Origin of the sequence: Streptomyces sp. NPDC000404 (genome assembly GCF_040300365.1) — a bacterium.
Taxonomy (GTDB): domain Bacteria; phylum Actinomycetota; class Actinomycetes; order Streptomycetales; family Streptomycetaceae; genus Streptomyces; species Streptomyces ramulosus.
Map to the genome: position 1 here is coordinate 521400 of NZ_JBEPDN010000001.1, position 25664 is coordinate 547063.

The 25664-nt window shown below is 74.6% G+C and carries 24 protein-coding genes; 10 read left to right on the forward strand and 14 right to left on the reverse strand.

From position 1 onward, the window contains the following. The 3 genes from ABT345_RS02300 to ABT345_RS02310 all read right to left on the reverse strand — a co-directional run bounded on the left by ABT345_RS02300 (position 1) and on the right by ABT345_RS02310 (position 2805). Positions 1-744 carry a zinc ribbon domain-containing protein gene (locus ABT345_RS02300; protein WP_345085074.1) on the reverse strand — a complete coding sequence of 248 codons (744 nt, stop codon included), beginning with the start codon at positions 742-744 and terminating at the stop codon, positions 1-3. Beyond that, on the reverse strand, positions 741-1613 hold the full coding sequence (locus ABT345_RS02305; RefSeq protein ID WP_345083646.1) for a Nif3-like dinuclear metal center hexameric protein: 873 nt from the start codon (positions 1611-1613) through the stop codon (positions 741-743). The genes ABT345_RS02300 and ABT345_RS02305 overlap by 4 nt, the downstream gene beginning before the upstream one ends. Before the next feature lie 160 nt (positions 1614-1773). Further along, positions 1774-2805: an ABC transporter substrate-binding protein gene (locus ABT345_RS02310; RefSeq protein ID WP_345085077.1), complete on the reverse strand. Its 1032-nt coding sequence runs from the start codon at positions 2803-2805 to the stop codon at positions 1774-1776. A gap of 234 nt (positions 2806-3039) precedes the next feature. Here ABT345_RS02310 and ABT345_RS33200 point away from each other — a divergent pair, with 234 nt between their 5' ends. Continuing rightward, positions 3040-4665 carry a hypothetical protein gene (locus tag ABT345_RS33200; RefSeq protein WP_386459987.1) on the forward strand — a complete coding sequence of 542 codons (1626 nt, stop codon included), beginning with the start codon at positions 3040-3042 and terminating at the stop codon, positions 4663-4665. A gap of 139 nt (positions 4666-4804) precedes the next feature. Continuing rightward, complete coding sequence (locus ABT345_RS02320) at positions 4805-4972, forward strand: hypothetical protein (RefSeq protein WP_345083648.1); 168 nt, start codon at positions 4805-4807, stop codon at positions 4970-4972. Positions 4973-5053: 81 nt separating this feature from the next. Here ABT345_RS02320 and ABT345_RS02325 read toward each other — a convergent pair whose 3' ends face one another. Further along, positions 5054-5629, reverse strand: a complete 576-nt coding sequence (locus ABT345_RS02325; protein ID WP_345083650.1) for a TetR/AcrR family transcriptional regulator — start codon at positions 5627-5629, stop codon at positions 5054-5056. Between the two features lie 102 nt (positions 5630-5731). On the opposite strand from ABT345_RS02325, the gene ABT345_RS02330 reads away from it, so the two are divergent. After that, the gene (locus ABT345_RS02330) at positions 5732-6139 is read left to right on the forward strand and encodes a nuclear transport factor 2 family protein (RefSeq protein WP_345083652.1); all 408 of its coding nucleotides are present in this window, start codon (positions 5732-5734) and stop codon (positions 6137-6139) included. A 54-nt stretch (positions 6140-6193) separates the two neighbouring features. After that, positions 6194-7069, forward strand: coding sequence for a Rossmann-fold NAD(P)-binding domain-containing protein (locus ABT345_RS02335; RefSeq protein WP_345083654.1), 876 nt, complete (start codon positions 6194-6196; stop codon positions 7067-7069). A 63-nt stretch (positions 7070-7132) separates the two neighbouring features. Here ABT345_RS02335 and ABT345_RS02340 read toward each other — a convergent pair whose 3' ends face one another. The 6 genes from ABT345_RS02340 to ABT345_RS02370 all read right to left on the reverse strand — a co-directional run bounded on the left by ABT345_RS02340 (position 7133) and on the right by ABT345_RS02370 (position 16050). Further along, the gene (locus ABT345_RS02340) at positions 7133-8083 is read right to left on the reverse strand and encodes a 3-oxoacyl-ACP reductase (protein WP_345083656.1); all 951 of its coding nucleotides are present in this window, start codon (positions 8081-8083) and stop codon (positions 7133-7135) included. 61 nt (positions 8084-8144) lie between these two features. Further along, the gene (locus tag ABT345_RS02345) at positions 8145-9221 is read right to left on the reverse strand and encodes a Zn-dependent alcohol dehydrogenase (protein ID WP_345083658.1); all 1077 of its coding nucleotides are present in this window, start codon (positions 9219-9221) and stop codon (positions 8145-8147) included. A 40-nt stretch (positions 9222-9261) separates the two neighbouring features. Beyond that, positions 9262-10146 carry a MaoC/PaaZ C-terminal domain-containing protein gene (locus ABT345_RS02350; protein WP_345083660.1) on the reverse strand — a complete coding sequence of 295 codons (885 nt, stop codon included), beginning with the start codon at positions 10144-10146 and terminating at the stop codon, positions 9262-9264. Between the two features lie 772 nt (positions 10147-10918). Continuing rightward, positions 10919-12358 (reverse strand): MFS transporter, encoded by a 1440-nt coding sequence (locus ABT345_RS02360; RefSeq protein WP_345083662.1) that lies wholly within the window; start codon positions 12356-12358, stop codon positions 10919-10921. Positions 12359-12520: 162 nt separating this feature from the next. Further along, positions 12521-13714, reverse strand: a complete 1194-nt coding sequence (locus tag ABT345_RS02365; protein WP_345083664.1) for a lipid-transfer protein — start codon at positions 13712-13714, stop codon at positions 12521-12523. 53 nt (positions 13715-13767) lie between these two features. Then, positions 13768-16050 carry an acyl-CoA dehydrogenase family protein gene (locus tag ABT345_RS02370; RefSeq protein ID WP_345083666.1) on the reverse strand — a complete coding sequence of 761 codons (2283 nt, stop codon included), beginning with the start codon at positions 16048-16050 and terminating at the stop codon, positions 13768-13770. 91 nt (positions 16051-16141) lie between these two features. On the opposite strand from ABT345_RS02370, the gene ABT345_RS02375 reads away from it, so the two are divergent. The 5 genes from ABT345_RS02375 to ABT345_RS02395 all read left to right on the forward strand — a co-directional run bounded on the left by ABT345_RS02375 (position 16142) and on the right by ABT345_RS02395 (position 20551). Next, positions 16142-16426 carry a hypothetical protein gene (locus ABT345_RS02375; RefSeq protein WP_345083668.1) on the forward strand — a complete coding sequence of 95 codons (285 nt, stop codon included), beginning with the start codon at positions 16142-16144 and terminating at the stop codon, positions 16424-16426. Positions 16427-16712: 286 nt separating this feature from the next. After that, entirely contained in the window at positions 16713-17372 is a 660-nt protein-coding gene (locus tag ABT345_RS02380; RefSeq protein WP_345083670.1) for a class I SAM-dependent methyltransferase, read from the forward strand. Positions 17373-17391: 19 nt separating this feature from the next. Beyond that, positions 17392-18285, forward strand: coding sequence for an N-acetylmuramoyl-L-alanine amidase (locus tag ABT345_RS02385; RefSeq protein WP_345083672.1), 894 nt, complete (start codon positions 17392-17394; stop codon positions 18283-18285). A 198-nt stretch (positions 18286-18483) separates the two neighbouring features. Beyond that, on the forward strand, positions 18484-19332 hold the full coding sequence (locus ABT345_RS02390; RefSeq protein ID WP_345083674.1) for a hypothetical protein: 849 nt from the start codon (positions 18484-18486) through the stop codon (positions 19330-19332). A gap of 208 nt (positions 19333-19540) precedes the next feature. Further along, on the forward strand, positions 19541-20551 hold the full coding sequence (locus tag ABT345_RS02395) for an LLM class F420-dependent oxidoreductase (protein ID WP_345083676.1): 1011 nt from the start codon (positions 19541-19543) through the stop codon (positions 20549-20551). A 47-nt stretch (positions 20552-20598) separates the two neighbouring features. Here ABT345_RS02395 and ABT345_RS02400 read toward each other — a convergent pair whose 3' ends face one another. The 4 genes from ABT345_RS02400 to ABT345_RS02415 form a co-directional block, all read right to left on the reverse strand. Next, positions 20599-21408: a maleylpyruvate isomerase family mycothiol-dependent enzyme gene (locus tag ABT345_RS02400; protein ID WP_345083678.1), complete on the reverse strand. Its 810-nt coding sequence runs from the start codon at positions 21406-21408 to the stop codon at positions 20599-20601. 85 nt (positions 21409-21493) lie between these two features. Continuing rightward, positions 21494-22564 (reverse strand): prenyltransferase/squalene oxidase repeat-containing protein, encoded by a 1071-nt coding sequence (locus ABT345_RS02405; RefSeq protein ID WP_345083680.1) that lies wholly within the window; start codon positions 22562-22564, stop codon positions 21494-21496. Then, positions 22561-23295 (reverse strand): class I SAM-dependent methyltransferase, encoded by a 735-nt coding sequence (locus ABT345_RS02410; protein WP_345083682.1) that lies wholly within the window; start codon positions 23293-23295, stop codon positions 22561-22563. Before ABT345_RS02410 ends, ABT345_RS02405 begins: the two co-directional genes overlap by 4 nt. Before the next feature lie 77 nt (positions 23296-23372). Beyond that, positions 23373-24740 (reverse strand): glycosyltransferase family 4 protein, encoded by a 1368-nt coding sequence (locus ABT345_RS02415; protein ID WP_345083684.1) that lies wholly within the window; start codon positions 24738-24740, stop codon positions 23373-23375. Between the two features lie 243 nt (positions 24741-24983). Here ABT345_RS02415 and ABT345_RS02420 point away from each other — a divergent pair, with 243 nt between their 5' ends. Continuing rightward, positions 24984-25643 (forward strand): TetR family transcriptional regulator, encoded by a 660-nt coding sequence (locus ABT345_RS02420; protein ID WP_345083686.1) that lies wholly within the window; start codon positions 24984-24986, stop codon positions 25641-25643. Positions 25644-25664: the final 21 nt, after the last annotated feature.

Sequence of the window (25664 nt, forward strand, 5' to 3'; positions counted from 1 at the left end):
CTACAGACCGGAGTCGGGCGTGCGGACCAGGATGCGGCTGCAGTTCTCGCAGCGCACGACGGCGTCGGCGGCGGCCGAGCGGACGTCGTTCAGCTCGGTGAGGTCCAGCTCCAGGCGGCAGCCCTCGCAGCGCCGCTGGTAGAGGCGGGCCGCGCCGACGCCGCCGTGCTTCTCGCGCAGCCGGTCGTAGAGCTTCAGCAGGTCGGCGGGGATGTCGGCGACGGTCAGCTCGCGCTCCTTGGTGACCGTCTCGACCTCGGCGTCGATCTCGGTGCAGGCGGCGTCGCGGCGGGCGGTGGCGTCGTCGACCTTGGCCTGGACGGCCTGGACGCGGCCGTCCAGCTCGGCGGCGCGCGCCTGGGCGGCCTCACGGCGCTCCATGACCTCCAGGACGATGTCCTCCAGGTCACCCTGGCGCTTGGCGAGGGAGGCCAGTTCGCGCTGGAGGGACTCCAGGTCCTTGGGCGAGGTGACGGCGCCGGAGTCCAGGCGCTTCTGGTCGCGGGCGGCGCGCTGGCGCACCTGGTCCACGTCCTGCTCGGCCTTGGTCTGCTCGCGGGTGGTGTCGCTCTCCTCGGTCTGCGCGGCGACGAGCAGGTCGCGCTGCTGGGTGAGTTCGGCCTCCAGGGCGGACAGCTCGGCCAGCTCGGGGAGGGTGCTGCGCTTGTGCGCGAGCTGGGTGAGGCGGACGTCCAGGGACTGGACGTCGAGGAGGCGGATCTGGTCGGCGGGCGCGGCGTTCAGCGGGGGGCTCCTGTGGTGTGGGTCGGGGTGGGAGGGACGGACGCCGCGTGGGCGGTCCAGGGGTCGGTGACCGTACGGGAGACGTGCGTGCGCAGGCCCCAGCCGTGGCGGTCGGAGACGGCGTCGAGCTGGGCGGCGGCCTGCTCGCACCAGGGCCACTCGGTGGCCCAGTGCGCGGCGTCGAGCAGCGCCGGGGGGACGGCGCCCACGCTCTGGGTGGCCTCGGAGGCCGGGTGGTGGCGCAGGTCCGCGGTGAGGAAGGCGTCCACACCGGCGGCCCGCACCGCGTCGAAGAGGCTGTCGCCCGAGCCGCCGGAGACGGCGAGCGTACGGATGACGCGCTCCGGGTCGCCGGCCGCGCGGATGCCCTGCGCGGTGGCCGGCAGCCGGGCCGCGGCGTGCGCGGTCAGCTCGGCGAGGGTCATCGGGTGCGGCAGTTCGCAGATCCGGCCCAGGCCGCGGCGGCCGTGCGGATCGGTGGCGTCCGGCACCAGCGGGCCGGTGATCCGCAGGTCGAGGGCGCCGGCCAGGGCGTCGGAGACTCCCGGGTCGGCGGTGTCGGCGTTGGTGTGCGCGACGTGCAGGGCGATGCCGCCGCGGATGAGGGTGTGGACGACCTTGCCCTTGACGGTGGACGCCGCGACCGTCGTCGTCCCGCGCAGATAGAGCGGGTGGTGGGTGACGAGGAGGTCGGCGCCGAGGGAGACCGCTTCGTCGGCGATCGCCTGGACGGGGTCGACGGCGAACAGGACGCGCTCGACCTGCGCCGCGGGGTCGCCGCAGACGGTGCCGACGGCGTCCCAGCCTTCGGCCCGCTCGGCGGGCCAGAGGGCGTCGAGAGCGGTGAGGACTTCAGACAGTGCGGGCACGGGTGGAAGGTTACCTCCCACGCAGGGCCCGGCGTCCCGCGTCCCCGGCGGGCGGCGGCGGGTGCCCGGCGGTGCGGCGGCGGGGTGCGGCGCCGCGCCGCCGGGACCGGGTGCATGGATCACGGGTGTCGGCGACGCTCGTGATCCATACACCCGGGCGTCACTTCTTGACGAGGTATCCGCGCAGGTCGTCGAGGACGCTGTCGGCGGCGGTGACGCCGAGGCCGAGGTACCAGGTCTCGTCCTTGACGTTCTTGGCGTGGCCGTCCTTGACCGCCTTGAGGTTCTTCCACAGCGGGTTGGACTCGGCGGTGTCCCGCTTGGTGGCCTTCGGGTCGCCGTAGACGCCGGTGAAGATCCAGTCGGCGTCCGCCTGGTTGATGTTCTCCGGGCTGACCTCGGTGGCGAGATCGTCGACCTGCTGGTTCTTCGGGCGGGGCAGTCCGACGTCCTTGAGGAGGGTGCCGATGAAGGACTGCTGGGCGTAGAGGCGGGTGAACTGCGGCATGTAGCGCAGCATGGTGACGGTCGGCTTCTTCGGGCCGATGTCCTCGCCGAGCTTCTTCGCCTTCTCCCGGTACGCGGCGAGCTTCGCCTCGGCCTCGGCCGTCTTGTCGAGCGCGGCGGCGTTGAGGAGGTAGTTCTCCTTCCAGGTGAAGCCGGGGCGGATGGAGAAGACGGTCGGGGCGATCTTCGCGAGCTGCGCGTACTGCTTCTCGGCGCGGAGCTTGCTGCCGAGGATCAGGTCGGGCTTGAGCTTGTTGATGGCCTCCAGGTTGAGGCCGTTGATGGTGCCGACGCTCTTGGGGTCGCCGGCGTCCTTCTTCAGGTAGTCCGGGAGGGACTCGTCGCCCTCGGTGGGGGCGTAGCCGACGGGCTTGATGCCGAGGGAGACGACGTTGTCCAGCTCGCCGACGTCGAGGACGATGACGCGCTTGGGGGCGGCGTCGAGCTTGGTGGTGCCCATGGCGTGCTCGATGGTGCGGGGGAACTGACCGGCCTTGGCGTCGGTCCCCATCTTGGCCGTCTCCTCGGCCGCCTTGGCGAAGTCCTTGCCGCCCTGGGCGACGGACTTGGAACCGGCGCCGTTGTCGCTCTTGCCGCCCCCGTCTGCGGAACCGCAGGCCGCGAGGGCGAGGGCACCGGCGGCGGCGAGGGCTGCGGCGGCGGTGCCGCGGCGGCGAAGGGACATCGCGTACTCCAGGGGGTCGGACTGCGGGCGGTCCACGGCAGGCGGCACACCCGGCGCAACGTGAGGTTAGGCAGCCCTTACTTTACGCATGCTTGAAACTCGCAGCACAGAGACCCCCGTCAAGACCGGCGAACCGGACTTTCGCCACCCTTATGCGTGAACCCTCACCACACACATTGATCGGCCGGAAGTCCGAAAACTACCTTCGGCATGATGACTGGAGGTGACCATCCGATGACGGTCCGTATCAGGAAAGACAGTTCGGCGCTCGGACGTCCGCCCCGCGCGCCGCTGACGATCGCCGCCGACGGCTCGTACGCGGCCCGGTTGGTGCGTCAGGACGGCACAGGGAACGGCTGGTTCCCGGAGCGCTGGACGCTGAGCGGGCCGGAGCCCTACGCCGTGCCGCTGCCCGGCGACGCCCCCGAGGCGCCGGACAGCGCGCTGCTGCCGCTGGCGGACGGCCGGGTGCTGATCCGGCGGCCGGTCGAGGACGGCTTCGCCCTCGCGCTGCTGTACCCGACGGGTCCGGGCACCGGTGAGCTGCCGCTCGGCACCATCGAGGCGCCGGAGCTGACGCTGCTGCCCCCGGCGCCGGGCGGCCGCAGCGCGCACGCGCTGACACCGGGTGACACCTCCACCTCCCTGTGGCTGCTGCACGGCGGTCCGGACGGCCCCGAACACCTCGCGGAACTGCCCGGGCGGTGCACCGGCGGCGCCTGGCTGGACCGCTCCGGGCAGCTGCTCGCCGTCGACCAGGAGTTGGACGGGCGGACGAAGACCGTCGCCGTCGACCTGACCCGTGACGGCGAAACGACACTCCTGCTCCAGATCACCGAGGAGAGCAACGACCGGCTGCTGCTGGCCGATCCGCACAGCGGACTGCTGCTGGTCCGCTCCGACGCACCGGGTGAGGACCGGCTGGGCTGGGGCGTCCTGGGCAGCGCGCTCCCGGTGCGGTTCCCCTCCTGCCTGCGGCCACCGGGCGCGGCGCTCACCCCGTTCGCCGTCCAGCCCGGGCAGATGCTGACGCCGGAGCAGTGCGCGGTGGCGTGGCGCATCGAGGACGCCGGCGGCGAGCGTCTCGGCGTCTGGCGTCCCGCCGCCAAGGGCCTGCGCCAATTCCCGGCCCCCGACGGCTGGTTGTCCGGCGCGGGCCGCTGGAGCGCGGACGGCGAACTGCTGCTGCCGTACGTCACGGACGCCGTCGCGTGCGGTCTGGCGCGGATGGCCGTGCCGTTGGAGCCGTCCGACGGGCCGTGGCCACGCACGGCGGAGCCCGCACCGGAGCCGGAGCCGATGCCGGAGGTGCTGCCGGAGGCGCTGTCCGACGTGACGCCGGGCCCGGCGGCGCCCGTCGCGGCGCCGGTGGCGGCGCTGCTCCCGGCGCCCGCCCCGGCGCCGGTACTGCCCGCGGCGCGGGCGCCGGAGCCCGGGCCGGTGCCGCCGGTTCCGGCCGGCGCATCCGTCCCGCCGGTTCCGGCCGCCGCGCCCGCATCGCCGGTGGGGGCCACCGTGCAGACGCCGGACGCGGAGCGGCCGCGGCTGCCGCAGGCGGTGCGGACGATGCAGGGGCTGCGCACCACCCGCCCGCCGCTGCCGGTGCGCAACAACCTGGACGCCGTCCGGCGGTGGCAGGAGCGCACCCGGATCGCCCCGGTCGGCGCGGCGTTCCCGCCGCCCCGGGACGGCGGTTCCTCCACGCCATCCCCCCAACCGGACGCCCCGCTCCGGGAACCGTACGCGGGCCCCGCGCATCCTTCTCAGCACCGGCCGGTGCCGTTGCAGGAGGCGCCGCTGTCGGCCGGGGAGGCCCGGTGGAGCGTGATCACCCGCCCCGTTAGGATTCAGCGGGGCTAAGGGGGTCGCCCTGTTCTGTTCACTCTTCACGGAGCGCGGGACGTCCCCCGCGCAGCTGGTCGACCCGGCCCATCGGCGGCGACACCGCGGCGGTCCCGACGCGTACAGCCGTAAGCGATCCGACGGAGTGACACTTTTCATGCCCGAAGCCCAGACCGACACGACCGAGGCGCGCCCCCAGGAGGCATCCGCCCAGGCCGCCGAGGCCCAAGGCTCCGGCAGGCACCGCGGACCGGCAGCGACGGAGGAGGCCAAGGCGGCCGCCAACGGCCGTCACCGCCGCGCCAAGCAGCCCCAGAACGCCTGAGTCCCCAGGCGCCCCGGAGCCTGTCACGGCCCCCGCCCCCTTCTCCGGAAGGGCGGCGGGGGCCGTCGCCGTTCCGGGGCGTCACGGCATGAGGGAGCGGGCGTAGCGGGTCAGGCGGTCGCGGATCTCGGCGGGCGGGCGGCCCTCGGCGGTCGTCAGATGCTCGATGAGGTCGGCGCGGACGGCGGCGAGCATCAGATGCGCGAGGAACGGCGCATCATCCGGGTCACCCAGCTCCCGCCAGGCATCGGTCAGCGCACCGTGCCACCAGCCGTACGCCGGGGAGCGGAACGGGCTGGCCGCGCCGCCCTGTTCGAGGGCGAGGACGAGCCGGCGGTTGTCGAGCTTGAAGGTGACCAGCGCGTCCAGCAGCGCCACCACCCGTTCGCGGGGCGGGGCGGCGCGGCCCAGGGGCGGTTCGTCGCCCTCGACCCGGGCGCGCAACGCGTCGGAGCGGCGGTCGACGAGCGCCAGGATGAGGCCGTCGCGGTCGGTGAAGGCGCGGAAGAGCGTGCCCTTGCCGACCCCCGCCGCCGCGGCGACGGCGTCCATGGTGACGCGGGCGGCGTCCTCCTCCCGCGCGAAGAGCGTCTCCGCGGCGGTGAGGGCGGCCTCGCGGTTGCGGGCCGCGTCCGAGCGGGGCTTGCGTGGCGGCACGGGGTCTCCCTTTACAAAGCGGACCGTCGGTCCGTAAATTGAAGCGGACCGGCGGTCCGCATTCTAGCGGTCCGCTGCCGCCGCACGCCCGGAGGCCCTGTGATGCTCACCCACCGCTCCCCCGCAGATCTCTACCGCCACGGTCTGCGGCTGCTGTTGGCCGCGGACATCGACGGCTGGGTCGCGCTCTGGGACGAGGACGGGGTCTTCGAGTTCCCGTTCGCGCCGCCCGGCGCCCCGGCCCGGCTGGAGGGCCGCGCCGCCGTCGCCGCCTATATGCGCGACTATCCCGCCCATATCGCGCTGCACGCCTTCCCCCGCCTGGAGATCCACGAGACCCGGGACCCGGAGACGATCGTGGTGGAGATGGCCGCACGGGGCCGGGCGGTGGTGGAGGACGAGCCGTTCGCGATGGACTACATCGCCGTCGTCACCGTCCGGGACGGCCGCATCGTCCGCTACCGGGACTACTGGAACCCCCTGAACGCGCCCGCCTCGCTGCGGCCGTGAACCGCCGCGCCCGTCCCGCCCTTTCCCGCATCCCGCCGTTCATGAGGAGCCGTCATGTCCGCTGCACCCCGTCCGTCCGCCGCGCCGCTCACGCTGGTGACCGGAGCCACCGGCACCACCGGGAGCCGGGTGGCGGACGGCCTGATCCGGCGGGGCGTGCCGGTCCGGGCGGCCGCGCGGCGGGTCCCGGAGCACCCGGGCGGCGTCCGGTTCGACTGGTACGAGCCGGGCACCCACGACGCGGCGCTGGCGGGGGTGCGCGGCCTGTACCTCGTCCCGCCGGTCGGTGCGGCCGATCCGGCGGCGGTGATGCTGCCGTTCCTGCGGCGGGCCCGGGAGGCGGGCGCCGTCCGTGCGGTGCTGCTCAGCTCGTCGCAGATCGGGGCGGACGATCCGGGGACGGGCGCGGTGCACGCGGCGCTGCCGGGACTGTTCCCCGAGTGGGCGGTGCTGCGGCCCTCGTGGTTCATGCAGAACTTCACCGGCGACCACCAGCACGCCCGGAGCGTCCGGGCGGACGGGGTGCTCACCACCGCCACCGGTGCGGGCCGGGTGGCGTTCATCGACGCGGACGACATCGCGGCGGTCGCCGTGCACGCCCTCACCGCCGTGCGCCCGCTCGACGACGCCCCGGTGCTCACCGGCCCGCAGGCGCTGAGCTACGCGGACGTGGCGGCGGTGATCGGCGCGGTGACGGGCCGCCCGGTGCGGCACGAGGCGGTCTCCGCGGCGCGGATGCGGGAGCGGTTCGCGGCGGAGGTGCCCGAGGAGTTCGCCGCGGTGCTCGCCGCTTTGGACGCGCGGATCGCGGACGGGGCGGAGGACCGGGTCACGCCCGCCGTGCAGCGGATCACCGGCCGTCCGCCCCGCGCGTTCGCCGAGTTCGCGGCGGCGCACGCCGCGGCTTTCACGCCCGGCGCGCGGCCGTGACCGCGCAGGCGCGGGGCCGGCGGCCGGGCGCCCCCGCGGCCACACGCCCCGCGCCGCCCGCACTCAGGCCCGTTTGAGCCCCAGCACCTCGGTGGCGGCGAAGGTCTCCCCCGCCGGGCGCTCCGCGTAGTACGGGGTGAGCCGGGCGTCCAGTTCGTCGTAGGTGAAGGTCTCCTTCGCACTGTCGAACTGCGCGGCGATCCGCGGGCGTTCGGCGACGGCGACCATGCCGCCGTGGACGACCAGCAGCTGTCCGTTGACGCGGGCGGCGGCCGGGGAGGCGAGGTAGCCGACGAGCGGGGCGACGTGTTCCGGCGCCAGCGGGTCGAGGCCGCCGTCGGTGGGTTCGGCGAACCCGGCGAAGACGTCCTCGGTCATGCGGGTGCGGGCGCGCGGGCAGATGGCGTTGGCGGTGACGCCGTACTTGGCGAGCGCCAGCGCGGTGGAGGTAGTCAGGCCGACGATGCCGCCCTTGGCCGCGGCGTAGTTGGGCTGGCCCGCCGAGCCGGCGAGGAACGCCTCGGAGGAGGTGTTGACGATCCGGCCGTAGGCGGGCGCGCCGGACGCCTTGGCCTGTGCGCGCCAGTGGGCGGCGGCGAAGTGGGTGGTGTTGAAGTGGCCCTTGAGGTGGACGCGGATGACCGAGTCCCATTCGTCCTCGGTCATGGAGAAGATCATCCGGTCGCGGAGGATGCCCGCGTTGTTGACCAGGATGTCGAGGCCGCCGAAGGTCGCGACGGTCAGCTCGATCAGCTCGCGGGCCTGAGCGTGGTCGGCGACGTCGCCGGTGTGGGCGACGGCCCGGCCGCCGGCCGCCGTGATCTCGGCGACGACCTGTGCGGCGGGGGCGGCGGACGCCTCGCCGGAGCCGTCGCGGCCCGGTGCGCCGAAGTCGTTGACGACGACGGCGGCGCCGAGCCGGGCCAGCTCCAGGGCCTCGGCGCGGCCCAGGCCGCGGCCCGCGCCGGTGACGACGGCGGTGCGGCCGTCCAGGGGAAGTGCGGTGCCGGTCAATGCCGTTCCTCTCGGTCGCGGGGGCGGGCGGGCACGCGGGACGCGGCCCGGGCCCGGGCGGTCACAGCTCGATGCAGGTGCGCAGGGCGGCGCCGGTGCGCATCTGGTCGAGGGCGTCGTTGATGTCGTCGAGGCGGACGCGGTGGGTGATCAGCCCTTCGAGGTCGATGCGGCCGGCCCGCCACAGGGCGATGGCGCGTTCGTAGGAGCGCAGGACGTCGCCGCCGCCGTAGAGGGAGGGCAGGATGCGCTTCTCGTCGAAGAACAGCTCGAACATGTTGACCTGGAAGGTGTCGTCGAGGGCGCCCGCGCCGACGATGCAGAGGGTGCCGCCGCGGCGGGTGGTCTCGTAGGCGGTGCGGGCGGTGGCGGACTTGCCGACGACCTCGAAGACGTAGTCGTAGCCCTCGCCGGCGGTGACCTTGGCCTTGGCGTCGGCGAGGGCATCGGGCGCCAGTGCCTCGGTGGCGCCGAAGCGGAGGGCGGCCTCGCGGCGGGCGGGCACCGGGTCGACGGCGGTGATGTGGGCGGCGCCGCAGGCCCGGGCGCCCTGGATGACGGAGATGCCGACGCCGCCGCAGCCGATGACCGCGACGGACGATCCGGCCTCCACCTTCGCGGTGTTGACGGCGGCGCCGAGGCCGGTGGTGACGCCGCAGCCGATGAGGGCGGCGATGTCGTACGGCACGTCGTCGGGGATGGGGACGGCGCAGTGCGCGGGGACGACGACCTCCTCGGCGAAGGTGCCGGTCCCGGCGAAGCCGAAGACGTCGCCGCCGGGCCGTTTGAAGTTGGGCGTCCCGGCGTTCATGAAACCGGCGAGGCACAGATGGCTCTGGCCGCGCTTGCAGGACGGACAGGCGCCGCAGGCGGGCAGCCAGCACATCAGGACGCGGTCGCCGGGCGACAGGGCGGTGACGCCGTCGCCGACGTCGGTGATCTCGCCGGCGCCCTCGTGGCCGGGGACGAACGGCGCGGGCTGCGGCAGCACCCCGCTCATCGCGGAGAGGTCGGAGTGGCACAGGCCGGTGGCCCGCACCCGCATCCTGACCTTGCCGGGACCGAAGCCCACCGCTTCGACGTCGTCGAGGACGTCGAGGGTGTCCTGTCCTGTCTCGTGCTGTACGGCTGCGCGCACGGTGCGGCTCCTTCTCGTACGAACGGGCGGTGCGGGTGGGTCAGGTGTGGTCGACGACGGTGTCGGCGAGGACCGGGGCGTCGTCGCGGTCGGCGGCGGTGACCAGCACCTGGATGCGGCCGGGCGCCGGGGCGTCGCGCCACAGCCGCAGGCGCAGCGTCTCGCCGGGGAAGACGACCCCGGCGAAGCGGGTGGTGTAGGCGCGCACCCGGGAGACGTCGCCGCCGAGCGCGGTGTCGACGACGGCCTTGAGGGCGACGCCGTACGAGCACAGGCCGTGCAGGATGGGCCGGTCGAACCCGGCGAGCTTCGCGAACGACGGGTCGGCGTGGAGCGGGTTCCAGTCGCCGGAGAGGCGGTAGAGGAGGGCCTGGTCCTCGCGGATGCGGCGTTCGGTGGTGAGGTCGGGGGCGCGTTCGGGCACCTCGATGCGGGCGGACGGGCCGCGGTCGCCGCCGAAGCCGCCCTCGCCGCGGACGAAGATCTGGGTGTCGCAGGTCCACAGCGGCCCGTCGTCGTCGGCGACCTCGGAGCGCAGCACGATGACCGCCGCCTTGGTCTTGTCGTGGACCGCGGGCACGGTGGAGGTCTGGGTGGCGCGGCCGCTGACCGGGAGGGGGCGGTGGACGGTGACGGTCTGGCCGCCGTGGAGCACGGCGGCGAGGTCGACGTCGATGCCCGGGGCGGAGAGTCCCCCGGCGACGGCCATGCCTCCGCCGGCGACGGTGGCGAAGCTGGGCAGCACGTGCAGCCCGCTCTCCAGGGTGTAGCGCAGCTCGTCGGGGTCGGTGGCGGGGTGTTCCTTCTCCGGGGTGGGCGCGCCGGCGCCGATGCCGAGGTGGTAGAGCTGAACGTCCTTGTGGTCCCAGGCGAGTTCGGTGGTCCGGGGCGGGGCGGCGGTGGCCTTGGCGACGTCGATGGGCATCGGGCTGTCTCGCTCCTTAGGGGTGTGAGGACCCCGGCCCGCCGTCCGCACCGTCGACGGGCCGGGGCCGTACCGGTTCGGCCGGGACGCGTCCGGCGGCGCGGGGCCGGGCCTGCCGGGGAGCGGGGCGCCCGGTGGCTCCGGGCGTGCGGGCGCTCTCCGGGGCGGCGGCCCGGGGTCGGGCGGCCCGGACCTGGGTGGCTCGGGCCGGTGGCGGGCGGTGGTCCCGGTGCGCGCCCGGTGGCTTCGGGGCGGGTGGGGCCGGTGCGCGTCCGGTGGCTCCGGGGCGCGCCCGCGCTTTTAGAACGCGTTCTAGCCGATGGGCTCCTGTATAGCCGATCCGCCCGGCGCCCGGAACCCCTCTGACGGTGCGTCAGTTATAGAGCCTCGGGCGCCACCGGTGACATGTGCCGGAGGGGCGGCCTCTCGTTTCCCGCTTCCTCGCCGTGGCCGGACGTGGCGCTGCTCGGCTTCGAGCCGCCGGGCGGCAGCGGACCGGATGTGGTCGCCGATCTGCGGACCCGGCTGCCGTCGTGCAGGGTGGTTGCCCTGACTGCCTTCGGAAACGGCCCGGGGGTCTGCGCCGGGCGAGGGGCGGGGGCCACGGCCGGGCGGGGCCGCCGTGGAGCGGGTGATCGCCCCGGGGCCGGACGCGGCGGGGCGGCCCGAGGCCGGACGCGGCGGCGCGAGGACCGTCCGCGGCGGCCCGGGGCCCGGCGCCCGCGAACAGGCCTGCCGCCCGGACCGCGCCGGCCCCCGCCCCGCCCTGTGATCAGCCGCGGGTCGCGTCCTCCCGGCGGCGCGGCAGGGCGGTGAGCATCAAGGCGATGGCCACCACCAGCACCAGCGCGCCGACGTGGAAGGCCAGGCCGTAGCCGCTCGCCAGGGCCGCGGGGCCGTCGCCGGTCAGGGCGTGGGCGGCGGCGACGGTGGAGAGGACGGACAGGCCCAGCGCGCCACCCATCTGCCGGGAGGTGTTGATCAGCCCGGAGACCAGGCCCTGCTCGCCGGGGGCGGCGCCGGAGGTCGCGATGGCGGCGACCGGGGTGGCGGACAGTCCGGCGCCGAACGCCATCAGGATGCCGGGGCCGAGCAGCGTGCCGAGGTAGGTGCCATCGACGCCCATGGTGCCCTGCCAGAGCATGCCGCACGCGGAGAGCGCCGCACCGCACACCGCGAGGGTCTTGGCGCCCATCTTGTGCATCAGCCGCGGAGCGAGCTTGGAGCCGATGACGATGCTCAGCGAGTGCGGGATGAAGGAGAGCCCGGCCCGCAGCGGGGAGTAGCCGAGGACGTTCTGCATGTAGAGGGAGAGGAAGTACCACATGGAGAACATCGCGGCGCCGGAGAGCAGCATCGCGGCGTTGGCCGAGGAGACCGCCCGCATCCGGAACATGCCGAGCGGCATCAGCGGCGCCTTGGCGCGCGCCTCGACGGCGAGGAAGGCGGCGATGACCGCCAGCCCGGCGAAGAGCGGCAGCAGCGCGGCGGCGGAGCCCCAGCCGGCCGTCTCGGTCCGCACGATGCCGTAGGCCACCAGGCCCAGACCGGCGGTGGCCAGCAGCGCGCCGGGTATGTCGAGGCGCCGGGCGGTGGCCTGGCGGCTCTCGGTGAGCCAGAGCACGGCGCCGAGCAGCACCAGCGCGCCGACGGGGACGTTGATCAGCAGCACCCAGCGCCAGGACAGGTACTGCGTGAGCACCCCGCCGACCAGGCCGCCGACCGCGCCGCCGCCGGCGCCGACCGCGGTCCAGGTGGCGATGGCCCGGGTGCGGGCGGGGCCGGTCGGGAAGGAGGTGGTCAAGATCGTGAGGGTGGCGGGGGAGAGCACGGCCGCGCCGATGCCCTGGAGGGAGCGGGCCACGATCAGCTGCCAGGGCTGCTGCGCCACTCCCCCGGCGAGGCTGGCGACGGTGAAGAGCGCCAGCCCGAGGACGAATATCCGCTTACGGCCGAAGAGATCGGCGGCGCGCCCGCCGAGGAGCATGAAGCCGGCGAAAGTGATGACGTAGGCGTTGACGATCCACTGCAGGCCCAGCTCGCTCAGGCCCAGGCCCGACCGCATGGCGGGCAGTGCGACGTTGACGACGGAGACGTCCAGGATGACGAGGAACTGGCCGGCGCAGACGAGCAGCGTGACGAGCCAGCCGGGTGCGGTTCTTCCGGGGCGTGGGGGTGCGGGCAGGGCGGTGGACGTGGCAGCAGACGGCATGAGGTCAATGGTCGCACCCGGCGGACCGAACAGGTATCGGATATCGGCCTGGTCCCGGACCCGTCGCAGGTCGCGGGCAGGGTCCTAGGACTTACGACCGATGCTGCCCCGGGGCGGCCCGGTTCGGGGCCCGCACGCCTCCCAACTCCCGTTTCTCCGGGGTCACTTGCGGAGCAGGGTCACCACCGCGGCGCCGCCGAGGCCGATGTTGTGGGCGAGGCCGGTCCGGGCCCCGGTCACCTGCCGTTCACCGGCCGTGCCGCGCAGCTGCCACACCAGCTCGGCGGCCTGGGCGAGGCCGGTGGCGCCCAGCGGGTGGCCCTTGGAGATCAGCCCGCCGGACGGATTGACCACCCAGCGGCCGCCGTAGGTCGTCGCGCCGTCGGCGACGAGCGCGCCGGACGCGCCCTCGGCGCACATGCCCAGCGCCTCGTAGGTGAGGAGTTCGTTAACGGAGAAGCAGTCGTGCAGCTCGATGACGTCGACGTCCTCGATGCCGAGGCCGCTCTCCTCGTAGACCTGGCGGGCGGCGGCGCGGGTCAGCGGGGTGCCGACGACGTCGGTGCAGGTGCCGGAGGCGAAGCTCTCCTCGGTGTCGGTGGTCATGGCCTGCGCGGCGATCTCGACGGCGCGGTCGGCGAGGCCGTGGGCGGCGACGAACCGTTCGGAGGCGACGACGGCGGCGGCCGCGCCGTCCGAGGTCGGGGAGCACTGGAGCCGGGTCAGCGGTGCGTGGACGACGGGGGCGGCGAGGATCTCCTCGACCGTGTAGACGTCCCGGAACTGCGCGTACGGGTTGTGCGCGGAGTGGCGGTGGTTCTTGGCGCCGACGGCGGCGAGCTGTTCGGCGGTGGTGCCGTGGCGGTCCATGTGCTCGCGGGCGGCGTTGCCGAAGAGCTGGGCGGTGGGCGGGGTTTTCCCGAAGCCGTGGGTGGCGGCCATCACACCGTAGTGGCGGGCGACGGGCGAGGCGGCGAAGTCGCCGCTGCCGGCGCCCGCGCCGAGCGCGCCGCGCCGCATCTGCTCGAAGCCGAGGGCGAGCACGCAGTCGTTGACGCCGGCCTCGACGAACTGGCGGGCCAGCATCAGGGCGGTGGCGCCGGTCGCGCAGTTGTTGTTGACGTTGTAGACGGGCACGCCGGTCATGCCCAGCCCGTAGACGGCGCGCTGACCTGCGGTGGAGGGCTGGTGGCAGTAGCCGACGGGGACCTGTTCGACGGCGTCGTAGCCGATCCCCGCGTCGGCGAGGGCGTTGCCGCCCGCCTCCGCGGCGAGGTCCGCGTACTGCCGGTCGCCGGTCTCGGGTTTGGTGAAGGGCGTCATTCCGACGCCGACGATGTACGCCTTGCCGGTCACGGTGCCTCCTGGGCGTCGGCGGCCGCGCCCCGGGGGCGCGGGCCGGATGCGGGTCAGATGAGGGGGCGCGGTTCGGGGTCGCGGGGCAGGCCGAGGAGCCGTTCGGCGACGACGTTGAGCTGGACCTGGGTGGTGCCGCCGGCGATGGTCAGGCAGCGCGACATCAGGAAGCCGTGCAGCGCGCGGGCGCCCGGCCCCTCGTCGAGGGCGCCGCCGGGGCCGAGGAGTTCCAGGGCCAGTTCGGCGCTCTTTTGCTGGTGGGCGGTCTGGACGAGCTTGCGGATGCTGGCCCCGGCGCCCGGTTCCTCGCCGGCGACCTGCTGGAGGGTGGTGCGCAGGGCGAGGCAGCCGAGGGCGTGCGCCTCGGCGGCGAGCGCCCCGGCGCGGGCGCGGACGGCGCCGTCGCGGCGGGCGGCGTGGTCGAGGAGGGTGGCGAGACCGGTGTCGAACGTCATCTGGTCGGCCATGTGGACGCGTTCGTTGCCCAGGGTGGTGCGGGCGACCTTCCAGCCGTCGCCGACGGCGCCGACCACCGCATCGGCGGGCAGCTCCACCCCGTCGAGGAACACCTCGTTGAAGAGGGCGTCGCCGGTGATCTCGCGCAGCGGGCGGACGGTGATGCCCAGGGCGCGCATGTCGACGACGAAGAAGGTCAGGCCGCGGTGTTTGGGGGCGTCGGGGTCGGTGCGGGCGAGGAGGATGCCGTGGTCGGCCTCGCGGGCGGCGGAGGTCCACACCTTCTGGCCGGTGATCCGCCAGCCGCCGGCGGTCCGCTCGGCGCGGGTGCGCAGCGACGCCAGGTCGGATCCGGCCTCGGGTTCGGAGAAGAGCTGGCACCAGGCGAGGTCGCCGCGGAGGGTGGGCGGCAGATAGCGGGCGCGCTGCTCCTCGGTGCCGTGGGTGAGGAGGGCGGGGACGACCCAGGTGGCGATGGACAGGCCGGAGATCACGATCCCGGCGGCGGCCGTCTCCTGCTGGATGGCGAGCTGCTGGACGGGCCCGGCGCCGAGTCCGTACGGGGGCGGCAGGTGCGGGGCGGCGTACCCGGAGGGGGCCAGCGCCCGGCGGGCGGCGGCCGGGTCGAGGCCGCGGGCGGCGCCGAGCGCGGTCCGGGCCCGGCGGCGGAACTCCTCGGCGGCGGGCGGCAGTTCGAGGTTCAGGGCGCGGCGGGCGCCGTCGGCGGCGAGGCGGGCGGCGCGCTGCCGGTGGCTGTCGCCGGGGCCGAGGAGCTGGCGGGTGGCGGTGGCCCGGCGCAGATGCAGATGGGCGTCGTGTTCCCAGGTGAAGCCGGTGCCGCCGAGGATCTGGATGCAGTCCTTGGCGTTGTCGAAGGCGGCGTCGAGGGCGGTGGCGGTGGCGAGGGCGGCGGCGAGTCCGCGTTCGGCGGGCGGCGCATCGAGCGCCCGCGCCGCGTCCCAGACCAGCGCCCGGGCCGTCTCGCAGCGGATCAGCATGGTGGCGCACAGGTGCTTGACCGCCTGGAACTGCCCGATGGGCCGCCCGAACTGGACGCGTACGGCGGCGTGTTCGGTGGCGGTGCGCAGCGTGCGGGCGGCGGTGCCGCAGCTCTCGGCGGCGTACAGCACCCCGGCGAGGTCCCGGACGAGCGCGGAGTCGACGGCGAGCCGCCGGGAGGCGGGCACGGTCACTGTGTCGGCCCGCACCTCGGCGGTGGGGCGGGTGGGGTCGGCGGAGCGCTGGACGCGGACGGAGAGGGCGGCGGCGTCGACGGCGAACCAGAGGGGCGCGGGCCGGCCATCCCCGGCGGACCCGGCATCCCCGATGGCCAGGGATTCCCCGGTGGCCGCCGGGTCCGGCGCCTCCCCGGCGCCTTCCGTCGCCGTGGCGTCCCGGGCGGCCAGCAGGATCAGGTCGGCGGGGCCGCCGCCCACGACCGGGGGCGCGGTGCCGTCGAGGACGTAGCCGCCGGGGGTGGCGGTGGCGGTGAGGCTACCGGGGCCGAGGGCGACGGCGCCGATCCGGTCGCCGGTGGCGAGCGCCGCCGCGAGGTCGTCCGCGCCGCCGCGGTGCAGCAGCTCGGCGGCGAGGACGCTGCCGGGATACGGCCCGGGGAACAGCGCCGCGCCCAGCTCCTCCAGCGCGACCGCGAGGTCGAGTGCGGTGCCGCCGCCCCCGCCCGCGCGCTCCGGAAGGTGCAGCCCGAGCAGCCCCTGCGCGGCCAACTCGCCCCAGTGAGCGGGCCGTTCCCGGGACGCCTTCCCGGTCTCCCCCGCGTCGACCGTCGCGCGCACCGCCTCGGGGGGTACGGCCCGTGCGGCCCAGCCCCGCACCGCCTCGGCCAGGTCACGTTGGTCCTGCGTGATTCCGATGCCCATGGCGGGCAGAGTAGAACACGTTTCAATCTGACGGAAGGTCAGATGTGGGCCGGATGACGGCTCCGGCGGCGGGCGCGCCTAGGCTCCCCGCATGACCTGGACCGAGACCGAGTACCGCGCCTACCTGGAGGAGGAGCGCCGTCTCTACGCCTGGGTGCTGTGCCGGTACGGCGACCGCACCCCGCAGGAGGCGCGGGCCGCGGCGCTCGGGCGCTACCCGTACGAACCGGCCGGTGCGCCGCTGCGCGGGCTCATCTTCCACGACGAGGCGTGGCACTGGGCGATGCTGACGCTGCACGGCGAGGGCTACTGGCACCGTCACCCCGAACTGGCCGATCCCCCGTCCGCGTACGAGAACGAGGCCCGAGGCGGGTGAACGCCACCGCCACGGCCGATTCCGTCCCGCATTCCGCTCTCCCTTTTCCCGGCCCCGATTCCCGTACGCCGACCGGCGAATTGCCGGTAATCCGGAATGGCCGTCGTACCCCCGCCCCCGGAACGCCCGGATAGCGCTCTCCGGAATACGGATCCGCGGCTCCTCTTTCCGGATTTCCGTCCGGCACCGGCCCCCACCCGCTCCCCGCTCTCCCCCGTACGGCACCATGACCCACCGGGCCCGCCCCGGGCGGAATCCCATCGGACCGTACGACCAGGAGGACGCCATGGCCGCCGTGCCCGCCGACGTTCAGATCGCGCCGCAGACCCTCGCCGCCTTCGAGGCGGCCAAGGGGTTCATGCCCGTGGACGAGGGGCGGGCGCTGCACGCCGCCGCGGTGGAGGCGGCGGCGCTCGGGCTGCCGCTGCTGGAGGTCGGCACGTACTGCGGGCGGTCCACGATCCTGCTCGCCGACGCGGCGCGGGCGGCGGGCGTGACGGCGCTCACGGTCGACCACCACCGGGGCAGCGAGGAGCAGCAGCCGGGCTGGGAGTACCACGACCCGTCGGTGGTCGACCCGGAGGTGGGCCGGATGGACACCCTGCCGACGTTCCGCCGCACCCTGCACGCGGCCGGTCTGGAGGACCACGTGATCGCGCTGGTCGGGCGGTCGCCGCAGGTCGCGGCGGTGTGGGGGGCGCCGGTCGGGCTGGTCTTCGTGGACGGCGGGCACACCGACGAGCACGCCACCGCCGACTACGAGGGCTGGGCGCCGCACCTCGCGGAGGGCGGGCTGCTGGTCATCCACGACGTGTTCGCGGACCCGGCGGACGGCGGGCAGGCGCCGTACCGGATCTACCGGCGGGCGCTGGAGTCCGGTGCGTTCACCGAGATCTCGTCCTGCCGTTCCCTGCACGTACTGCGGCGCACCGGCCCCGGAATCTGAGCGGGCTACCATCACCGACGTGTTCTCCGGCCCCTCCTCCCCGCACCCCGAGCCCCGTCGTCGCAGGCGCGGCGTCCTCGTCGCCGTTCTGCTGGTGGCGGTGGTCGCCGCCGGGGCGGCGGGCTGGTTCCTCCGGCGGTCGGCCGACGGCGAGCCGCCGGCGGCGGCGCCGCACGGCGCGCCCGCCCCGTCGCACGCCCCCACCGGGCACGGCGCGGGCCACGCCCCCTCGGGGCACGCCAGGCTGACCGGCAAGGTCGTCCTCCTCGATCCGGGGCACAACCTGCGCAACCGCGACCACACCGCAAAGATCGCCCGCCCGGTGGACGTCGGCAACGCCCGCAAGGAGTGCGACACCACCGGCACGTCGACCGACGACGGCTACGCCGAGGCGTCGTACACGCTGGATGTCGCGCGGCGGGCGCGGGAGCTGCTCCACAAGGAGGGCGCGAAGGTGGTGTTCACGCAGGACGGCGACCGGCCGTACGGGCCCTGTGTCGACGAGCGGGCGGCGCTGGGCAACTCCGCGCACGCCGATGCCGCGGTGTCGGTGCACGCGGACGGTTCGGCCGTGGGCAACCGCGGATTCCATGTGATCCTCCCGGCGCGGGTCACCGCGGGCAAGGCGGACACCTCCGCGATCGTGGCGCCGTCGCGGGCGCTCGGCACGCAACTGGCCGCGCGCTTCGGGGCCGTGACGGGCAGCGCCCCGTCCAATTACCTCGGCGACGGAACGGGCCTCGACGTCCGTTCCGATCTCGGCGGTCTCAACCTTTCGAAGGTGCCGAAGGTCTTCATCGAGTGCGGCAATATGCGCGATCCGAAGGACGCCGCGCAATTGACCGATCCGCAGTGGCGGCAAAAGGCCGCGCGCGGCATCGCCGAGGGCATTACGGACTTCTTGGAGGATTGAGACGGACCTCCCGGAACGCCGGGCACGGAATGCGCCCCCGCGGGCTCCCGGTGTTCCCCTACGGTGCATCGACCGGCAGGACGGCCCGCCCGCCCGGGCGATAGGTTCGCCTTTACGATGGGGGGCCACCGCCGCGCCTCCCGCCGCGCACCGAGCGACAGCGACGATCCGAACCCGAAACCGACAAAGGACCTTTACGTGAACATCCGCTCCCTCAGTCGAGGTGACGGCGTGGTGACCGGAGCAGCGGTGTTGCTGTTCATCGCCTCGTTCCTCCCCCTCTATTCGACCGGCGCTTCCGACTGTGTCGGCAAGTACTGCCCGGCGCCGTCCTCGGGCCCCAACGCCTGGGACGCGCTGCCGCTGCTGATGTGCGTGTACCTCGCGGGCGTCATCGCCGCGGCCCTGATCGTGCTGGCGCGGGCGCTGCCGCAGCCCCCGAAGGTCCTCGGTCTGGAGCTGGGCCAGATCGGCGTCGTGCTGTCGGTGTTCGTCGTCTGGACCGAGTTCTGGTGGATCGTCAACGGCAGCGGTGCCTCGGCGGGCCACATCCTCGGCCTGATCGCCGCGCTGGTGCTGGCCGCGGGGGCCATCGCCACGCCGCTGGTCCCGGCCCTGAGCGCGCCGCTGCTCGGCGCCCCGAAGCCGCAGGCCGCGGCCGCTCCGTACGGCGCCGGTCCGCAGCCGGGCTACGGCTACCCGGGCGCGCAGCAGCAGCCGCAGGGCCAGGGATACGGCTACCCCGGCGGTCAGCAGCAGCCCGATCCGGCGCAGCAGAGCTACGGCGGCCAGCAGCCCGCGGCGGCCGGCGGCACGGTCGGCGGCGCGCAGGGCGCGGCGGCGCCCGCGGAGTTCGCGGCGTTCTGGTTCGCGGTGCCGGTGGCGCGTCCGCTGTACGGCGAGGACGGTTCGCCGTCGCCGATCGCGGAGCTGGCGCCCGGCACCTGGTACCTCGCGGTGGAGCAGCGCGGTCAGGCCCTGATCGCGCAGACGCAGGACGGCCGCCGCGGCGTCCTGCAGGACACCACCGGCATCCAGCGCGGCTGACGCCTTCGCGTCACCGCCGTACGACGGCCCCCTCGCCTTCCGGCAGGGGGCCTTCGTGCTGTCCGGGGGCGGGCGGGGCGTCTCGCGCCGGACGAGGGACCGTTGCACCGCCCGGCACCGCGCCGTACAGTGCGCCCACCCGACCGTTCCTGACGCTACGTCAGTTCTGGTGCGGGCTCTGCGGTTTCCGGCGGCGGGAGGGGCGGGCATGCGACTGGGGCTGGCGCTCGGCTACTGGGGCCGCGGCCCCGATCCCCGCCATCTGGAGCTGGCCCGGGAGGCCGAACGGCTCGGCTACGCCTCGGTGTGGACCGCGGAGTCCTGGGGCTCGGACGCGTTCACCGCGCTCACCTGGATCGCCGCGCACACCTCCCGGATCGCCCTGGGCACCGGCATCGCGCAGATGGCCGCGCGCACCCCGACGGCCACCGCGATGCAGGCGCTCACCCTCGACCATCTCTCCGGCGGGCGGCTGCTGCTGGGCCTGGGGCTGTCCGGGCCGCAGGTCGTCGAGGGCTGGTACGGGCGGCCGTTCCCGGCGAGCCCGCTGACCGCGACCCGCGAATACGTCGACATCGTCCGGCAGGTGCTGCGGCGCGGCGCCCCGGTGACGTCGGACGGGCCGTACCACCCGCTGCCCTACCGCGGCGCCGGCGCCACCGGGCTCGGCAAGCCGCTCAAACCGATCACCCACCCGCTCCGCCCCGACCTGCCGGTGCTGCTCGGCGCCGAGGGTCCCAAGAACATCGCGCAGACCACCCGGATCGCGGACGGCTGGCTGCCGCTGTACTGGTCGCCGCTGCGCACCGGCGTGTACGAACAGTCGCTGCGCGCGGCGCCGGCGGGCTTCCGGATCGCGCCGCTGGTACGGGCCGTGGTCTGCGACGACGTCGCCGAGGGGCTGTGGCCGGTCAAGGCGATGCTCGGCTTCTACATCGGCGGCATGGGGCACGCCGCGAAGAACTTCCACGCCCGGCTGATGGCCCGGATGGGGTTCGCCGAGGAGGCGCACCGGATCCAGGAACTCTTCCTGACGGGCCGCCGGGACGAGGCGATGGCGGCCGTGCCGGACGCGTTCGCGGACGAGATCTCGCTGGTGGGGCCGCGGGAGCGGATCGCGGAGCGGCTGGCGCTGTGGCGGACGGGCCCGGTCACCGATCTGCTGGTGACCGCGCCCGATCCGCACACGCTGCGGGTGCTGGCGGAGCTGACGGCTTAGCGGCCCGCGGACCGGCGCGGCTGCGGCCCGGCCGCCCGCTCGCCCGCTCAGCCGAACGTCGCGTACGTCAGCCAGTCGTCGAGCACCTCGCGCTCGCCGATGATCTCGACGCGGTCGCTGTCGGCGGGCAGCCGCTGGAAGGCGAGCAGGAGCAGGTCGGTCAGCGGGCCGCGGACCGCCACGGCGGCCTTCTCGTGGGCGCGGCGGTGGACGACGCGGTCACCGGAGAGGTCGAGGAGCCACTCGGCGGTCAGCTCCGGCGGGGCGTCGGTGGCGTGCAGATGGACCGAACGGCCGGGCGCGAACGGCGACGTGACGCCCTCGCGGTCGGCCAGCCGCGCCGCGACCTCGGGCAGCGCGCCCAGCTGGAACCACTCCTCCAGGCAGTCCGCCGCCACCTCCGGGGCGACCTCGAAGGGCACACCGGCGGTCAGCGCGGCGTCGGCGCGGTGCACGACCGTCTCGTGGACCATCCGCCGCGACCAGAACCCGGCCCGCCGCTCCGGCGTCCACGTCCACACCGCGCCCTCCGGCCCGGCCTCCCGCAGCGCCCGTACGGTCTCCTCGGCGCCCTCGGCGAGCCAGCGGTCCAGGGCGTCCGGGTCGTCACCCTCGGGGCCCTGGATGTCCGGGATATCGGCGAACGGGACGGCTTCGGTGGCGCGGCGGGCGACCATCGCCCCGGCCCAGCGGTGCGCGCCGCCGACGTGCCGGATCAGGTCGACGAGCTTCCAGTCCGGGCACGTCGGCACGGTGGCGGTGAGGTCCGCGCCGCGCACGGCGTCCCGGAACGCCTCGGCCTCCGCGAGGAGTTCGGCACAGTACCGCTCGTGGCTGAGTGATCCTTGGAGTGTCATGGGCGCACCGTAACGCGGCGGCTTCCGGGACGCGCCGGATTTTCCCGAACGCGCTGGCGAGCCGTTTTCGCCGCCGGGCGCGGCGTCAGCGGCAGCAGTCCGGGGCGAGGCCGATGGGCAGGTTCTCGCCGCCGAAGACCGACGTCGTGGCCTCGTCGCCGCCGAGCGCCGCCACCGCGAGCAGCAGCGAACCGGCGGTCCAGGAGGTCCGCTCCCGTGGCCAGATCGTCTCGTCGTCGAAGACGTACCCGGTCCAGTACATGCCGTCGTCGGCGCGCAGGTGCTGGATCCAGGAGAGGATCTGCACGGCGCGGTCGGACTCGCCCATCGCCCACAGCGCGAGGGCCAGTTCGGCGCTCTCGCCGCCGGTGACCCACGGGTTGGGCAGCACGCAGCGCACGCCGAGCCCGGGGACGACGAACGCGTCCCATCGGGCGTCGATCCGCTCCCGGGCCTCGGCGCCGCGGACCGCGCCGCCGAGGATCGGGTAGTACCAGTCCATGGAGTAGCGGGACTTGTCGAGGAAGCGTTCGGGGTGCTCGCGCAGCGCGTGGCCGAGGCGGCCGAGCGCCAGCTCCCAGTCGGGCTGCGGCTCCTCCCGCTGCTCGGCCATGGCCAGCGCGCACCGCAGCGCGTGGTGGACGGAGGAGGAGCCGGTCAGCAGCGCCTCGTTGACGGGCGTGCCGTCGTCCTCCCGCTTCCAGCCGATCTCGCCGCCGGGCTGCTGAAGCGCGAGGACGAACTCGGTCGCGGCGTAGACGGCGGGCCACATGCGGTCGAGGAACGTCTCGTCGCCGGTGGACAGGAAGTGGTGCCAGACGCCGACCGCGAGGTAGGCGCAGAAGTTGGTCTCCCGGCCGCGGTCGGTGGGCTCGTCCGCGTCGCCGTCGGCGTAGGCCGCGTACCAGGAGCCGTCGGGGTTCTGGTGACGGCGCAGCCACTCGTACGCCGCCGCAGCGCGCTCGTGCTCGCCGGCGGCGTCGAGCGCCATGGCCGCCTCGGTGTGGTCCCACGGGTCGAGGTGGTGACCGCGGAACCAGGGGATGGCGCCGTCGGTGCGCTGGGTGGCGAGGATGCCGGCGACCGTACGGGCGGCCTGTTCGGCGGTGAGCACCCCGGGGAGGACGAGGCGTTCGGTGCGGCCGGGGCTGGTCACTTGGCGGCCGCCTCGGGCAGGTGCGGCTTGGTGGCGTAGGCGACGAAGCTCTTGCCGATGAGCGGGTTGAGTGCCTGCTCGGCGACCCGGGTGGCCAGCGGTTTCTTCATGATGTCCCAGACCAGCAGCTTGTGGAACGCCTTGACCGGCAGCGCCTGGTCGTTGTCGACCCCGAAGGCGCACTTCAGCCACCAGTAGGGGCTGTGGAGTCCGTGGGCGTGGTGGGTGCCGTACGGCTTGAGCCCGGCGGCGCGCATCTTGGCGAGGAGTTCGTCGCCGCGGTAGATGCGGATGTGGCCGCCCTCGACCTCGTGGTACGCGTCGCTCAGCGCCCAGCAGATCTTCTCGGGGCCGTAGCGCGGGACGGTGACGGCGATCCGGCCGCCGGGGCGCAGCACCCGCACCATCTCGGCGAGGACGCCCTTGTCGTCGGGGATGTGCTCCATGACCTCGGAGATGATCACGACGTCGAAGGAGTCGTCGGGGAACGGCAGGGCCAGTGCGTCGCCCTCCATGGCGGTGGCGGTGGCGCCGGCGGGCGCCTCACCCGCCTCCTCCATGGCGGCGAACCACTTGGCGACCTCGCGGATCTCGTCGGCGTTCCGGTCGAGGGCGACGACCTGCGCGCCGCGGCGGTAGCACTCGAAGGCGTGGCGACCGGCGCCGCAGCCCAGGTCGAGCACGCGGTCGCCCGGGGCGAGCGGGAAGCGGGAGAAGTCGACGGTCAGCACGGCGTTCTGCTTTCGTCCGGCGGGGCGGGGCGGTGGAACTCTGGGGCGGTGACGGGGGCCGGGCTCGCCCGGCGGGGCTAGGCGCGCCCGGCGGGGCTCGGGGCGGCGGCGCGGGCGGTGGCGGACTGCCGGGCGATGGCCTCGCGGTAGCGCTCGGCGGTGCCGAGGGCCGCCTGCCGCCAGGTGAAGCGGGCGAGGACGCGTTCGCGTCCGGCGGCGCCCAGCCGGCGGCGGAGGGCCGCGTCGCCGAGGAGGCGCCGCAGTCCGCCGGCGAGGGCTTCGGCGTCGCCCGGCGGCACGGCGAGGCAGGTCTCGCCGTCGGGCCCGGCGACCTCGGGGATGGCGCCGCCGGTGGTGGCGAGCAGCGGGGTGCCGGTGGCCATCGCCTCGGCGGCGGGCAGCGAGAACCCTTCGTAGAGGGAGGGGACGCAGGCGATCTGGGCGCCGCGCACCAGGTCGACCAGTTCGGCGTCGGTGATGCCCTTGACGAACTCGATGGCGCCGGAGAGGCCGAGGCGTTCGACGGCGGCGGCGACCGGCCCGTCGTCGGCGCGTTTGCCGACGACGACGAGGTGCGCGTCGGGGTGCTCCGTGCGGACCTTGCCGAGCGCCTCGACGAGGTGGACCAGGCCCTTGAGGGGGACGTCGGCGCTGGAGGTGGTGACGATGCGGCCGGGCACCTCGGGGACGGACGGGTCCGGGGCGAAGAGGTCAGTGTCGGCGCCGATGGGCACGACGTGGATGCGGTCGCGGCGGACGCCGAGGTCGTCGATGATCTCCTGGCGCGAGGAGCCGGAGACGGTGAGGACGGACGGCAGGCGGCGGGCGACGCGCTTTTGCATCCGGGTGAAGCCGTACCAGCGGCGGACGGAGAGGCGGCGGGCCGTTCCGCCGGCGGCGGCGAGGTCGAGGCGCCGGTCGACGGTGATGGGGTGGTGGATGGTGGTGACCAGCGGGGCGCCGAGCGCACCGGGGCCGCCGAGCAGGCCGTAGCCGAGGGTCTGGTTGTCGTGGACGACGTCGAACTCGCCGCGGCGGGCGGCGAGGTGACGCCGGGCCCGCAGGGAGAAGGTGAGCGGCTCGGGGAAGCCGCCGGTCCACATGGTGGCGACCTCCAGCGCGTCGATCCAGTCGCGGTACTCGCCGCGCTTCGGCGTGCGGAACGGGTCGGGCTGACGGTAGAGATCGAGGCTGGGCAGCTCGGTGAGCGGGACGCCCTCGTCGAGCACCGGATAGGGCTGGGCACCGATGACCTCGACGGTGTGTCCGAGGCGGGCCAGTTCGCGGGAGAGGTGGCGGACGTAGACGCCCTGTCCGCCGCAGAACGGGTTCCCCTTGTACGTCAGCATCGCGATGCGCAGGGGGTCGTCGCCGTGCGGCCGGGCGGTGGTGGAGGGAGCGCCACCGGGGCGTGGCGTCGCTGCCTGGACGGCCTCTGCGGTCACGCGCGGCCCCCTTTTCCTCACTGGACGTCCGCCGGAGCGTAACCGCTGGCGGTAATCTAGAACAAGTTTCAGAACTGAAGAGCTACTGATCAGTTCACGAGCTGTTGAATCTACCGGCCGGTCGCGGAGCGCGAGGAGCCGCATCGGGTGATTCGCGCCACGGCCGGGGCCCCTGCCATGCTGTGCCGATCGCACCACCGGCACAGCACCGCATCGCGGACGAAATGCCATGGAATGGGACATATGACTACGGAATCCAGGGCGGCCAGGCCGGCACTTCCCGCGAGTCCACCCCTGACCGAACGTCAGGAGGCGCGGCGCCGACGCATCCTGCACACCAGCGCCCGGCTGGCCGGCCGCGGCGGCTTCGACGCCGTCCAGATGCGCGAGGTCGCCGAATCCTCCGGCGTCGCCCTCGGCACCCTCTACCGCTACTTCCCGTCCAAGGTGCACCTGCTGGTCGCCACCATGCAGGACCAGCTGCAACACCTGCACACCACGCTCCGCAAACGCCCGCCGTCCGACGAGGACCCCGGCGCCCGCGTCGCCCAGACCCTCATGCGGGCCTTCCGCGCCCTCCAGCGCGAACCCCACCTGGCCGACGCCATGGTGCGCGCCCTCACCTTCGCCGACCGCTCCGTCAGCCCCGAGGTCGACACCGTCTCCCGCCTCACCACCACGATCATCCTCGACGCCATGGGCCTCGACGGCCCGCCCACCCCCGAACAGCTCTCCGCCGTCCGCGTCATCGAACACACCTGGCACTCCGCGCTGATCACCTGGCTGTCGGGACGGGCGTCCATCGCCCAGGTGAAGATCGACATCGAGATGGCCTGCCGGCTGATCGGAGTGGCGGCGGGGGCGGACGGGGATGGGAGCGGGGCGGGAGCAGTGACGGGGTGAGTTGACTTCGGGGGTGATCCG